Source organism: Albibacillus kandeliae (assembly GCF_003116585.1).
In the GTDB taxonomy this organism is placed as follows: Bacteria; Pseudomonadota; Alphaproteobacteria; order Rhodobacterales; family Rhodobacteraceae; genus Albibacillus; species Albibacillus kandeliae.
In genome coordinates, this window is sequence record NZ_QEHM01000003.1 from 389,430 (window position 1) to 402,394 (window position 12,965).

Sequence of the window (12,965 nt, forward strand, 5' to 3'; positions counted from 1 at the left end):
GTCAGGAAGTTAAGAACCGATCCCGGTCAGGTCAAGATGTGGTGTTTGTGCAAGGGCGCACCTCACCAGTTCGTGTGGCAACGGCATGAGATCGCCCGTGCGCGTCCACAGGATCGCCGTCTCGATCGCCCGACCGGGATAAATCTGTTCCAGCGCAAGAGCATAGGCGCCCATCTGCCGCAACAGCCCGTCCGGGCAGGTTTCCGGGTCGGCGGGAACCGTGGCGTTGGACTTGAAGTCGACCGCCAGGATTCGGGTATCGGTTATGATCAGGCGGTCTATCACGCCGTGGATCCGGCGGTTGCCCAGAGTCGCGGTCACCGGAACCTCGGCCAGAACCTCGGGCGCAAAGATCGCGGCATGCTCCGCCCGGTCGAGCACCCCGGCGGCCTCGGCGAGGGCCGAGGCGAGATCCTCCTCCCCGACCTCGCCCAGCAGGTTGCGCGCGGCGGCGGGCCGGTCCGCAGGCGGCAGTCCAGGCAGATGTTCCAGCAGCAGGTGAATGCGGGTGCCGCGCGCCTTGGCCGCCTCCTCCTCGTCGCCCAGTGCGCCGGGCAGCGCCTTGGCCCCTCCGAGGTCCGAGGGACTAAGGGTTTCGGGCAGGACGACGGGCGGCGCGGCCGGGCGACGGAAGACCTCGGGCAGCGCAACCGTCTCGCGGGGGGTGACCGCCTCGTGCCGGAAGGGCAGCGCATTCCAGTTCTCGTCCTCGATGGAGAGCCCGAATTCACCGGCGAACTCCCGCGCGGTGCCGCCTGCCTCCTCCAGCCCGGCCTCGACGATCTGGTACCAGCTGTCACCCTCCTTATCCAACTCGCCCGCCGCCGCCACGATCAGCCATTTCTCGGCCCGGGTCAGCGCCACGTAGAGCAGCCGCTGGCGTTCGTTCTCCTCTCGCGCGCGCGCGTCCTGCTGCGGTTCGGACAGCACCTCGGGCATCTCGGCCGAGCGCGGGCGCCAGACCGGCGTTCCCCCGGCCAGCATCACCTCGCCCCGGCTGGCCACGCGCCGCTTGCCGGTGTCCGGCAGGATCACGATGGGCGACTCGAGCCCCTTTGAGCCGTGGACCGTCATCACCCGGATCATGTCGCCCGCGCTGCCCATCTGGCGCTTGATTTCCAGATCGTCGGTTTCCATCCAGCCAAGAAAGCCGGTCAGGCTCGGCACCTCCGAACGCTCGTAGGACAGCGCCTGCGACAGCAGCGCATTGATCCCGTCCTCTGCCTCGGCCCCAAGCCGCCCCAGCAAATGGCGGCGGCCGCGGTGACGCGTCAGGATGCGCTCGATCAGGTCGAAGGGGCGCAGGAAATCGGCCTGCCCCATCAGATCCTGCAGGATCGCCAGCGTGGGGCCGAAATCCGCCGCGCGGCGGCGCAGGGCCATCCACAGGAACTCGCGGGGGCCGCGCCGGTGGGCAAGGTCGAAGAGCGCCTGCTCGGTCCAGCCGAACAGCGGCGACTTGAGCGCGGTGGCCAGCGACAGGTCGTCCTCGGGCGTGGCAAGGAAACGCAGCAGCGCGGCAAGGTCCTTGACCGCCAGCTCGGCCCCGACCTTCAGCCGGTCGGCCCCGGCGATTGGCAGGCCCGCCGCCTTGCAGGCGCGGATGATCTCGGCAAAGAGCTCGGACCGGCGCTGCACGAGGATCAGGAAGTCACCCGCGCGGACCGGACGGCGGAACATGCCCTCGCGCCCCTCGTCGGGGATGGTTGCCCCCTCCCGGATCAGCGTCCCGATTTCCTCCGCGATGCGCTCGGCAAGGATCACCGTGTGGTGGTGCGGGCTGGGCCGGTCCACCGGCGTATCCCAGGGCGGGTCCTCGGGGTCCTCGACCTTGGGCACCGCGGGCCAGAGATCGATCCGCCCCGGCAGGTCGTTCTTGAAGGCGCGGTGGCGCGATCCGGCAAACCCGGCAGCATCGCGTCCCTCGAACACGATGTCGACCAGCCGCAGGATCGACTCGGCCGAGCGGAAGGAGAATTCCAGCGAGAGATCCTGCAGGTCACGGCCCGTTGCCCGCAGCCGCTGTGCAAAGTCCGCCTGCATCCGGTCAAAGGCGCCGGGATCGGCCCCCTGGAAGGAATAGATCGACTGCTTCTTGTCCCCCACGACAAAGATGGTCCGCTCCACGTCGGGGCGCGCGCCCTCACCGCTGGTGAATTCCTGCGCCAGCTTGTCGATCACGTCCCACTGCTCGGGGCTGGTGTCCTGCGCCTCGTCGACGAGGATATGGTCGATCCCGCCATCCAGACGATACAGCACCCAGGCCGCGACCCCGGGATCGCCCAGCAGGTGCCGCGCCTTGAGGATCAGGTCGTCGAAGTCGAGCCAGCCGCGGATCTGCTTGCGGCGTTCGTACTCCGGCAGGAACGCCGCGGCAAAGGCGTGGAGCGCGTGCGACTTGCGCGCCGCCGCCAGACCCAGCCGCGCCGCGCGCGCCGCCTCGACCCGCAGCATCAGCGGCTCCACCCGGTCCATCAGCTCGCCATGCGACTCGCGCACGGCCTTGGTCGGAAAGGCCCCGACCTTGGCGGTGAAGGGCTCCTTGGCGCTGGCCCCGGTCAGGAACACGCCTTCGAGCACCGGCAGCGCGGCCAGCGTCATCTCGCCAAGGGTCGCCAGCTTGTCGGCGGCCTTCTGGTCGTTGGACCCGCCGCTGCGCAGGGCCGTGATCAGCCGATCCAGCACCTCGCGCTCGCCACCCAGAAAGACCTGCGCGGCCATCGCCCTCTCGTCGAACCCCGCCGGCAGATCGAAGAGCGCCAGCAGATCTGCCATGTCCCGCGCCTGCGCAAAATCGGCGCGTTTGGACAGGATCGTCGCGGTGAGAGAGGCGAAATCGTTGTCGCTGACATACTGCGCGACGGCCTCGACCAGCCCGGCCTGCGGACCCTGCGCGATGTCCTCGACGATCTCCGCCTGCAGGATGTGCGCCGCCCGGTCCTCCACCTCGGAGAACTGCGGGCTGACCCCGGCTTCGAGCGGGAAGCGGCGCAGCAAAGCCGCGCAGAAGGAGTGGATGGTCTGGATCTTCAGCCCGCCCGGCGTCTCGATGGCACGGGCGAAGAGCGTGCGCGCCTGCCGCATCCGCTCGGCCGTGATCGCGCCACCGACTCCCAGCTGATCCAGCGCCGCCGCGAGCTCGGCGTCGCCCAGCATCGCCCATTCGCCCAGACGGCGGAACAGACGGTTCTGCATCTCGCTCGCCGCGGCCTTGGTGTAGGTCAGGCAGAGGATGTTCTGCGGCTCGACCCCGTCCAGCAACAGCCGCGCCACGCGGTCGGTCAGCACGCGGGTCTTGCCCGACCCGGCGTTGGCCGCGAGCCATGTGGAGGCATCGGGCCGCGCTGCCTGAACCTGGCGTTCGGTGGCTTCGTTGCGTGCGATCATTCAAGGTCCTCCGGCTGCGCCTCGGCGCTGCGGTCCCATTCTCCGAACCGCGCCAGATGATCGTAATCGCCGGTATCGGTGTCCTTGTAGACGGTCCGGCGCGAGGTATAGCCCTGCGACCGCTCCATATAGGCCCCGATCAGCTTGCGCAGCTCCTCCAGCACCTTCGCAGGCGGCTCGGTATCGAGCGGCGCCGCCACCTCGCCGAACCCGGCGCCGAAGCTGATGAACAGGGCCTCGGCCACCTCGCCCGGATCGAGCCCTTCAAAGGCGCCCTCCTCGGCCATCGCGGCCTCGATCAGCAGCTGCTTGTCGAAACTGGCCTGCTGTTTGCGCGTCGGCGCACTGCCGGTCTTGTAGTCGTAGAGCAGCAGCCGCCCGTCCTCGCGCCGGTCGATCCGGTCGGCGGTGCCGGTCAGGGTAAAGTCGAGCGGATCCAGCTTCATCCGGGCGCGAACCTCAAAGCCGACAGGGGCGGCCTGCGCCTGCCGCGCAGCCTCGGTCGTGACGAAATCCTCGGCCACCCGGCGCATCCGGGCCAGCCAGAGATGCCGGGCCACGGGCCAGGGCACCTCGGAGTCGAGCAGCGCGCGGCTCTGCGACAGAAACTCGGCGGTCGAGAGCCGGTCGGGCGCCTCCAGCGTCGCCTGCACGAAGCCTTCCAGCACCTCGTGCAGCACGGTGCCGCGCAACAGCGCGTCGGGTTCCTGCGCCAGCGGGTCCAGCGGGCGCAGCCTAAGCACATGCTTGGCGTAGATCGCATAAGGGTCCCGGATCAGCCGCTTGATCTCGGTCACCGAGAGGCGCGCGGGCCGGGCCGCGACGGGCGGACGCGGCGAGGGCCGCAGCGCGGGTTCGATGAAGGGCGCTTTTTCCATCTCGCGCGCCCAGTCGGTCCAGAGCCGCCCGCGCTCCTGCATCGCCTCCAGCGCCGGGCGCCCCTCCTCGAGACCCGACAGGAGGTTCATCAACCGGTTCAGCCATCGTGACGGCACCGTCTCGGCATCTTCCGAGCGCACGGCGCGGGTCAGCCAGACCTCGCGCGCCGCCGCCGCCTGCTGGAAATCGTGCGCCGACAGCCCGACGCCGCGCTCGGGCAGCAACAGTCCGGCCTGCTGGCGCAGCTTGCGGTTCAGCCAGGGGTCGGGCTGCACTGCCTCGGGCCAGCTGCCCTCGTTCAGACCGCCAAGGATCAGCAGGTCGGCCCCCTGCACCCGCGCCTCCAGCGTGCCCCAGATCAGGATTGTCGGGTGCGGTGCATCCCGGTCGCGCACCTCTTCCCCGGCCAGCAACGCGCCCAGCAGGTCGGCGAAGTCCTGCGCCGACATCTCGCCGCCTGCACCGGCCTCGCGCTCCAGCGCCTCGATGACGCCCAGCGCCTTCTGGCCCGCGTTCTTCTCCCACAGCTCGCCACTGCCCTCGGCCTCGCCCCCTCCCGCAATCGCCTCGGCAAGGTTCCGCAGCCGCGCCACCCAGGCCGCCAGCGCCTGTGCGCCCGCGATCTCCTGCCCGCAGAAATGGGCCGAGAGCCACGCGATCCACGCTTCCGAAGGCCCCTCCTCGCCCTTGTCGAGACGCCCGCTCCGGTAATCGGCAAGGCTCTCGGCATCGGGGAACGGCGGGCCATTGCGACGCAGATGCAGTTCGAGGTCGCGGGTGTTCAGCAGGTGCGCGCCCCGCCCCGGCCCGCTGTGGCAGAGCGGATGCTTGAGCAGCACCATCAGCCGCTCGGCCGTCAGCGTCTGGCTGAACAGCTGCGCCACGTGCCGCAGGAACCGCCCCGGAGGCGAAAGCTGAAGCGGCAGGCCCGCGCTATCATCGGGGAGGATGCCCCACTGGTCCAGCGCGGCGGTCACCCGACGGCTCAGCATCCGGTCAGGCGTGATCAGCGCAGCGTTCTGGCCGGTTTCGGCGGCATGCCGCAGGCGCAGCGCGATGGCCAGCGCTTCGTCGCGCGGCCCCTCGGCCTCGACCAACGTCAGGTCGCGCGTGGCATCGGCGATCCCTTCCAGCGCCGGGCCCTCGGCCAGCCACGCATGGGTAAAAGGCGCGGGCCGCAGCGCGAGCGAGATCAGGCGATTGCGCTCCGGCGAGGGCGGCACGGCATCGGTCCAGGGCCGGATATCGCCGGGCTCCAGCCCCAGCTGTTCCATGATCCGTGAAAAGCGGAACTGCGGGTGATCCTCGGACACCAGCGCATCCGACATGTCGGCCCAGACCGACTCCGGCTGGTCAAAGTCGTAGCCCGGCAGGATCACCGCGCCCTGCGGTAGCCGCGCCACCGCCTCGATCAGCATCAGCGTGGTCCCGCGTGACCCGGTGGAGCCCGCCAGCAGAACCGGATGCTGCGGCGGCGCCTCTTTCCAGCGCTCGGCCAGCGCCGTGATCACCGCGCGCTGACGCGCCTGCGGGTCAAGCCGCGACCCGTCGCCGAGGTAATCGTCCACGATCCCGATAAAGCTCTGCGCCCGTGCCCAGTGGCCCGACATATCGGTGACATCGAGGCCCCGGATGGTTTCGGTCGAGACCCCCTCGCCCTGCATCTCGTCCATCAGTCCCGCAAGACTGTCCGCCAGATCGTAGAGCGAAGCCCGCGCCGCAAGGTCCGGCTGGGCATCGAGCAGTCCGGCAATCAGCTGCGACAGTTCAAGGCGGCGGCGCAGCGCGGGCGTGGCCGGGGGCAACCCGCCCGCGATCCCGACCTCGCCGAAATCGGTGATCAGCGACAGGCGCGGCAACAACCGCGCCGGTCCCGCGTCGAACAGCGCGCGGATGCGCCGGTCCATCCGCCGGGTGTTGACGATCAGCTGGGTCCGCGCCAGCGCCTCGGGCGGCTGGCCTGCCAGCCGCGCCTCCATCCCCCGCAGCAGTTCGGCGGGGAAATCCACGCCGGACGGCAGGGCAAAGACGCGGGGGCGGTCGCCGGGCTCAAACATCGGTCTCTTGCAACAGGCTCTCCGCCATTCCGATTCCCTCCGGGTGCCCGACATCGCACCAGCGTCCGGGATAGACGGCGCCAAAGAGACGGCCGTTCCCGGCCAGAATGTCCCAGATCGCGTTCAGTGAAAACACCTTGTCGGGATAGCGCGCCACCTCGGCGGTCTTGATGATCTGCACCCCGCCATAGACGAAATCGCCACCGCGCCGGATGCGGCCCTCCGCGTCCAGCGCGAAATCCCCGCCGCCCTTGCGCCCCACGGTCCCGGCCAGCGGAACGCAGATCAGCAGCGCATCCATCCGCTCCGGATCCCACGCCTCGGCCAACAGGCCCAGCGGATTGGGGCCGGACCAGATCGCGTCGGTGTTCATGGTAAAGACCGGCCCCTCCCCCAGCAGCGGCAGCGCGGCCTTGAGGCCGCCGCCGGTGTCGAGGATATCCGGCGCCTCGCGCGACAGCGCGACACCCTTGGGCGCGAGGTGTTCCGCCAGCGGCTCGGGCAGGTAGTGCAGGTTGGCCACCTTGCGCAAAGGCCTCGACGCATCGACAAGGTCGAGCGCATGGTCGATCAGCGGCCGCCCCGCCACCTCGATCAGCGGCTTCGGCCGGGTCTGGGTCAGCGCCCCCATCCGGGTGCCGAACCCGGCAGCGAACAGCATGATGGCCTCGGGCGCTCCGGTCATGCGCGCTTGAGCCCGGCAAGGATCTCGGCGGTCGGCGCGGGAAGGCTCTCGCGCAGCAGGCCCGCCACCGGGGCCAGCGCCGGATGGTCGAGATCGCGCTGGATGATGGCCCAGACCTTGGGGATCATGTCGACGTAATGCGGCTTTCCATAGTCGTGACCCAACCGCCCGAAAGCCCCGAGGATGCGCAGGTTGCGCTGCGCCCCGAGCACTGCATAGGCCCTGCGAAAGGCGGCATCGTCCCAGCCGGTCGCCGCGATGTAATGCGCGATCATCGCCGCCTCCACCTCGGGCGAGACATCGCGCCGGATGTCCTGCAGCAGCGAGACGAGGTCGTAGGCCGGGTGCCCAGCCATCGCATCCTGAAAGTCGAGCAGACCCACGCGCCGCGCGCCCTCGCGCCCGGGCAGCCAAAGCAGGTTGTCGGCGTGATAATCCCGCTGGATCAGCACCGTCTCGCCCGAAGTCGCCTCGCGGAGGATCGGCTCGAACAGCGCGGCAAACCGTGCTGCCGCCTCGGTCGCGGGGGTGCCGGTCACGTAATCGGCGTACTTGGTATAGGCCAGACCGGCCAGTTCGGTCATCAGCGGCGCATCGTAGGGCTTGAGCTCCGGCATCGGCGCCCTGTGCAGCGTGACCAGCACATCCGTCGCCGCCTCGTAGAGCAAGTGTTCCAGCGACGGGTCATTGCGCAGCACGCGGGAGTAAAGATCGTCGCCCAGATCCTCGATCACCAGAAACCCGTTCTCCTCGTCCGCCGCGAAGATCTCGGGCGCGCTCAGGCCCGCGCCGGTCAGGTGCCGCGCGATCCGCACGAAGGGGCGCACGTCCTCGCCCTTTTCGGGCGGCGCGTCCATCAGGACGGCGGTGGTGCCCCGCGCCGCGTCGTGCAGCCGGTCGTACCGCCGGTTCGAGGCATCCCCCGCCAGCATTCGTCGTTCGGCCGCAGCCCAGGGAGTCCGCGCCAGAAAGGCGGCGGCCAGGTCGTTTCGGTCGGTCATGAGGTCAGTCGGTCCAGCTTCTCCGCCCATTTCGGGTCGGTCCATGCAAGGGTGATCCGGCGCAGGTCCTCGGCGTCGGGATCGGGGTGCAGCGTGACGTGCAGCGCGTTCGCGGGCGCATCCGGACCCAGCCGGTCGGGCCATTCGACAAGGCACACCGCCGTCTCGAAGGCTTCGGCCAGCCCCAGTTCCACAATCTCGCCCGGCCCGCTCAGCCGGTAGAGGTCGGCGTGCCAGATCTCGCCGATCCCGGCCTCGTAGGTCTGCACCAGCGTAAAGGTGGGCGACGGAACGTCTTCGGGTTCATCCAGAAGCGACTGGATCAGGCTGCGGCAGAAATGCGTCTTGCCCGCCCCGATGGGCCCCTCCAGCAACAGCGTATCGCCCGGTCGCAGGCGGGCGCCCAGCCGGGCGGCGAGGTCGGCGGTGGCCTCGGGCGAGGACAGGGTCAGGGAAATCGGCGCGGTCGTCATGCGGGCACAATGGCGTCGCCGCCCGGCACTCGCAAGCCGGTTCGGACGCCGTCAGCCCTCGGCGAAGAGCCTGCCGTTGCGTTCGCCCCGAACCGGCGGCTCCAGCGCCACGTGGGCCGCGGTCCGGCGCGAGAAGACTACCATGGTGACCGCGTTCTGCAGCGGCCGGATCCGGCAGTCGAGCCGCTCGCCGGTGGTCAGGCAGACCTCGGCCCACCAGTCCGCACGATTCTCGCGCGAGGCGACGAAATCGCGGATCTCGCCCCAGAGAGGCGTGGCGAGGCAACGGTCCTGCCAGACCCGCGTGGCGTCAATCACCGTCGGTTCGGCAAATCCCATCTCCGGGTCCACGGACCACAGCTCGCGATAGGCGCGGTTGGTCAGCGTCAGGCCACCATCGGCCGAGAACACCGCCACCGCCTCGTCCATCTCGTCCAGCACCGACTGGCTCAGTTCAAGGTCCGCCCGGAAACGCCGGGTCAGCGTGATCTCGGCGGTGATGTCCTCGATCAGAAAGGCGATGGCCCCGTCCGGGTGCGGCCGCCCGATGACCGAGTAGACCGCGCCGGACGGCAGGGTCCATGTCTCCTGATAGTTGCCGTCCGAGGCGGCGGCGACGAGGTCGGCCATCTGGTGCCGCCAGCTGCCGTAGTTCTTGGGCTCCGGCATCATGCTCCGGTCGCGGAGCCGGTCGAAAAAGGTCAGAAGGTTGGGCCGCCCGCTGAGAAAATCGACCGAGAGTTCGGTCAGGTCGATCAGCGCCGGGTTGAACAGCGCCAACTGCCGGTTCCGGTCAAAGATCGCCAGCCCGATGGAGAGTTGCGCAAAGGTCTTGGCGAGGGTCTGCACGAACTTGCGCTGCGCATTCTCGGCCTCGACCACCGCGCTCACCTCGGCGGCATAACACAGTGCGCCGCCCTCCTGCGGCACCACCGTCACGTCGAACCACTGCGGCGCGCCGACCCCGTCGCTGGCAAGCGGCAGCCGACGGCTGCGCCCCTCGGCAAGGTCCTGCGGCAACAGCGGAAACGGCCCCAGCTCGCCGCCCTCGCCCTTGTGGAGCGCGCGCAGCGCCGCGTTGGACCAAGCCAGCCCGCCCGCGGGCGACAGGCGCCAGATCGGAAAGGGCGCGCGGCTGACCGCAAGCCGCAGCGTGTCCAGCTCGGCCCGCACCGGGCCGTGAAGCGCATCCTCGCGGTGGGCCCGCGGGGTCTGCATCAGGCAGACACGCAACAACCCCTCGACCGACTCGAAGCTCAGATGCGCCTGTTCGCCACCGCGCGTCGCCGTCCTGACAAAGGGCCCCGGGCCATGCAGGAAATCGGGCGATGCCGGCAGATCCTCGAACCGCTGGGACAGCAGGACCATCAGGCGCGACCAGACGAACCCGTCGATCTCTTCGTCCACGTAGCGGCGCGCGGTGGCACAGGCATCGGCAAGTCTTTCGCCGTCGAACAGCCAGACCGCCTCGATCACATCATCGCCGCGCTGGCGCCGGGCCGAACGCGGGGTCAGCAGCCGCACAGCGAGAATTGCCATCCCAAAGGCAATCCCCGCCACCACGCTCCATTCACCTATATTCAGTTCCTGCATCAAGAAGGTCCGGTCCCCGTTTTTCCGGACAGTCTTGTAAGAATAGGTTAATGACGTGTTAATCCACGCGCCGCGCGTCCCGCGTCAAAGCTCGATGGGCCTGTTCCGGCCCAGCGGAACCGGCGTTTCCCCATGCTGCGCATCGATCTTGCGGCGCGCCCAGCGCACCTCGACAATCGCGCCCTTCCGCTCGGTCACGGTGGGGGCCGGATCGGCCCGGTCGTGACCGTTGGCAAAGCGCAGCTCCGCCCCCGACCGCTCCAGCAGCGTCTTGGCGATGAACAGGCCCAGACCCATCCCCTCGTACTCGGGGCGGATCCGGCGCTCGCTCTCGCCCCGGCGGAAACGGACAAAGGGGTCGCCGATGCGGCCGATCATGTGCGGCGGATAGCCCCGCCCGTCGTCCATGATCCGGATCGAGATCTCATCGTCGCTCCACCGGTTCTCGATCCAGACATTGGCCCGGGCAAAATCCACCGCGTTCTGGATCAGGTTGCGCAGGCCGTGGATGACCTCCGGCTTGCGCAGGATCACCGGCTGATGCGTGTCGGCCCCCGGCAGCGGCCCTTCCTCGATATGGATCGTCTTGCCACGGCCCGTATGCGGTTCCGCCGCCTCCTCGATCACCGTGCGCAGCGGCGCCTGGTGCATCTGCAGGTCGTCGTTCCCGGCACGGCCCATGTTGCGCAGGATGTCGCGGCAGCGGTCCGCCTGATCACGGATCAGCGCCGCGTCCTCGCGCAGGTCGGGCCGGTCGTCCAGTTCCTCGATCAGCTCGGCACTGGTGAGCTTGATCGTCGCCAGCGGCGTGCCCAGCTCATGCGCCGCCGCCGCGACCACGCCGCCAAGGTCGGTCAGCTTCTGCTCGCGCGCAAGGGCCATCTGGGTCGCCGTCAGCGCATCCGACATCGCGTGCATCTCGACACTGACCCGGCGCGCGTAGCCGCCCATGAACAGCGTGGCGATGGTGATCGCGACCCAGTTGCCAAAGACGAAGTCCGCCGGAATGCTGAGGATCACCCCGTCCTGCGTGCGCAGCGGCATGTGGAAATTCGCGAGCAAGGTCACCAGCATGATCGCGGTACCCCCGATCAGCAGCGTCGAGCGCAGGCTCAGCACCCCGGCCGAGATGGTCACCGGTGCCAGCACGAAGACGGCAAAGGGATTGTGCAGCCCGCCCGTCAGGTACAGCAGAAACGACAGCTGCATCAGGTCGAACAGCACCATCAGGAAATTCTCTGTCTCCGTCAGGCGCTTGTTCTCGGGAAAGACGAAGATCGCGATCAGGTTGCCGATCACCGAGACGCCGATGGCCATGTAGCACAGCCCGATCTCCAGCTGCAGGTGGTACATCCACTGCGCCACGGTGATCGCCGCAAGCTGGCCGACGATGGCCACCCAGCGCAGCAGGATCAGCGTGCGCAGCCGGATCCAGTTGCTGCGTTCCTGACCGTGGATGAGGGCGCTGTTGGAATCGGGCATGTGCGACCATAGGTGCGTTGCGAACAGATGAATTGTTGATAGGTCTGCGGGACCAGACGTTCAACCGCGGCCGAGGGCCGGCGACGGAAAAGGAGAAACGGGACATGCTGCGACTCTATGCGATCATGGCGGCAGGAGTCCTCGTGGCCGCTGTCGGCGGCATCTGGCTCTCCACCCTCTTTCTCAAGCCGGACGAGCCCTATGCCGAATGCGGCGTGGCGCGCGTGGCGGGCGGCGCATCCCAGATCGGCGGCCCCTTCGAGCTGATCAATTCCAAGGGCGAGACGGTCACTGACAAGGATGTGATCACGGAGCCCGCGCTGATCTACTTCGGCTACACCTTCTGCCCCGATGTCTGCCCCTTCGACGCCTCGCGCAACGCCGATGCCGTCGACCTGCTGGCAGACCGTGGCTACAGCGTGACGCCGGTCTTCATCTCCATCGACCCCGAGCGCGACACGCCCGAGGTGGTCGGCGATTTCGCCGAGAACATGCACGAGAAGATGATCGGCCTGACCGGCTCGGACGAGCAGGTCAAAGCGGCGAGCCAAGCCTACCGGACCTACTTCAAGGCGCACAAGGATCAGGGCGAGTTCTATCTCGTGGACCACTCGACCTACACCTACCTCGTGCTGCCGGGTCAGGGGTTCGTCCAGTTCTTCAGCCACGACACCACGGCCGAGGACATGGCGGAACAGACCGCCTGCGTCCTCGACCGCAGCTAACAGCCTTGTGTGTTTGACGTTTTGCGCCGCCCTGTACATATTCAGAAAACGATGAATAACCGGAGGAACCGGAATGCCTGAGGTAACGCCGGATGATATCGGACCGGACAAGTCGCTGTTGCTGGTCGACGACGACGAACCGTTCCTGCGCCGACTGGCCAAGGCCATGGAAAAGCGCGGCTTCGAGGTCGAAATGGCCGAATCCGTCGCTGGGGGGCGCGCCATCGCCACCGCCCGTCCGCCCGCCTATGCCGTGGTCGACCTGCGACTCGAGGATGGCAACGGGCTCGACGTGGTCGAGGTCCTGCGGGAAAAACGCCCGGACAGCCGGATCGTCGTGCTGACCGGCTATGGCGCCATCGCCACCGCCGTTGCCGCGGTCAAGATCGGGGCCACCGACTACCTGTCCAAGCCTGCGGACGCCACCGACATCACCAACGCGCTGCTGGCCCGCAACGAGGGACTGCCGCCCCCGCCCGAGAACCCGATGAGCGCCGACCGCGTCCGCTGGGAACACATCCAGCGGGTCTATGAACTCTGCGACCGCAACGTGAGCGAGACGGCGCGGCGCCTGAACATGCACCGCCGCACGCTGCAGCGGATCCTCGCCAAGCGCAGCCCCCGCTAGGGGGCGCGCCAGCGCCCTCCGATCCAGGGCCGCGGGTCAGGTCACCAGAACCCTG

Annotated in this window: 9 protein-coding genes; 2 read left to right on the forward strand and 7 right to left on the reverse strand. The window is 68.7% G+C overall.

The genetic code is table 11. From position 1 onward, the window contains the following. Nucleotides 1-9 precede the first annotated feature (9 nt). From addA to regB, 7 genes are all read right to left on the reverse strand, one after another. Nucleotides 10-3,387: a double-strand break repair helicase AddA gene (addA, locus tag DDT93_RS07760; RefSeq protein WP_109465234.1), complete on the reverse strand. Its 3,378-nt coding sequence runs from the start codon at nt 3,385-3,387 to the stop codon at nt 10-12. Next, entirely contained in the window at nt 3,384-6,323 is a 2,940-nt protein-coding gene (gene addB / locus DDT93_RS07765) for a double-strand break repair protein AddB (RefSeq protein WP_109465235.1), read from the reverse strand. Before addB ends, addA begins: the two co-directional genes overlap by 4 nt. Further along, nucleotides 6,316-7,008, reverse strand: a complete 693-nt coding sequence (locus DDT93_RS07770; RefSeq protein ID WP_109465236.1) for a nucleotidyltransferase family protein — start codon at nt 7,006-7,008, stop codon at nt 6,316-6,318. The genes addB and DDT93_RS07770 overlap by 8 nt, the downstream gene beginning before the upstream one ends. Further along, nucleotides 7,005-8,009 carry an aminoglycoside phosphotransferase family protein gene (locus tag DDT93_RS07775; protein WP_109465237.1) on the reverse strand — a complete coding sequence of 335 codons (1,005 nt, stop codon included), beginning with the start codon at nt 8,007-8,009 and terminating at the stop codon, nt 7,005-7,007. Before DDT93_RS07775 ends, DDT93_RS07770 begins: the two co-directional genes overlap by 4 nt. After that, nucleotides 8,006-8,482 (reverse strand): tRNA (adenosine(37)-N6)-threonylcarbamoyltransferase complex ATPase subunit type 1 TsaE, encoded by a 477-nt coding sequence (gene tsaE, locus DDT93_RS07780; RefSeq protein WP_109465238.1) that lies wholly within the window; start codon nt 8,480-8,482, stop codon nt 8,006-8,008. Before tsaE ends, DDT93_RS07775 begins: the two co-directional genes overlap by 4 nt. Before the next feature lie 51 nt (nt 8,483-8,533). Next, complete coding sequence (locus tag DDT93_RS07785) at nt 8,534-10,075, reverse strand: PAS-domain containing protein (protein WP_109465239.1); 1,542 nt, start codon at nt 10,073-10,075, stop codon at nt 8,534-8,536. Between the two features lie 84 nt (nt 10,076-10,159). Beyond that, nucleotides 10,160-11,557, reverse strand: coding sequence for a sensor histidine kinase RegB (gene regB, locus DDT93_RS07790; protein ID WP_109465240.1), 1,398 nt, complete (start codon nt 11,555-11,557; stop codon nt 10,160-10,162). A 104-nt stretch (nt 11,558-11,661) separates the two neighbouring features. Between regB and DDT93_RS07795 the strand changes: the two genes are divergently transcribed. Beyond that, nucleotides 11,662-12,282 (forward strand): SCO family protein, encoded by a 621-nt coding sequence (locus DDT93_RS07795; RefSeq protein ID WP_109465241.1) that lies wholly within the window; start codon nt 11,662-11,664, stop codon nt 12,280-12,282. Between the two features lie 73 nt (nt 12,283-12,355). Then, on the forward strand, nt 12,356-12,910 hold the full coding sequence (locus DDT93_RS07800; RefSeq protein ID WP_109465242.1) for an ActR/PrrA/RegA family redox response regulator transcription factor: 555 nt from the start codon (nt 12,356-12,358) through the stop codon (nt 12,908-12,910). Nucleotides 12,911-12,965: the final 55 nt, after the last annotated feature.

Bases quoted from the DNA above. Each gene is read 5' to 3' on its own strand.
- addA (WP_109465234.1), bottom strand. From the start codon at position 3,387: ATGATCGCACGCAACGAAGCCACCGAACGCCAGGTTCAGGCAGCGCGG.
- addB (WP_109465235.1), bottom strand. From the start codon at position 6,323: ATGTTTGAGCCCGGCGACCGCCCCCGCGTCTTTGCCCTGCCGTCCGGC.
- DDT93_RS07770 (WP_109465236.1), bottom strand. From the start codon at position 7,008: ATGACCGGAGCGCCCGAGGCCATCATGCTGTTCGCTGCCGGGTTCGGC.
- DDT93_RS07775 (WP_109465237.1), bottom strand. From the start codon at position 8,009: ATGACCGACCGAAACGACCTGGCCGCCGCCTTTCTGGCGCGGACTCCC.
- tsaE (WP_109465238.1), bottom strand. From the start codon at position 8,482: ATGACGACCGCGCCGATTTCCCTGACCCTGTCCTCGCCCGAGGCCACC.
- DDT93_RS07785 (WP_109465239.1), bottom strand. From the start codon at position 10,075: ATGCAGGAACTGAATATAGGTGAATGGAGCGTGGTGGCGGGGATTGCC.
- regB (WP_109465240.1), bottom strand. From the start codon at position 11,557: ATGCCCGATTCCAACAGCGCCCTCATCCACGGTCAGGAACGCAGCAAC.
- DDT93_RS07795 (WP_109465241.1), top strand. From the start codon at position 11,662: ATGCTGCGACTCTATGCGATCATGGCGGCAGGAGTCCTCGTGGCCGCT.
- DDT93_RS07800 (WP_109465242.1), top strand. From the start codon at position 12,356: ATGCCTGAGGTAACGCCGGATGATATCGGACCGGACAAGTCGCTGTTG.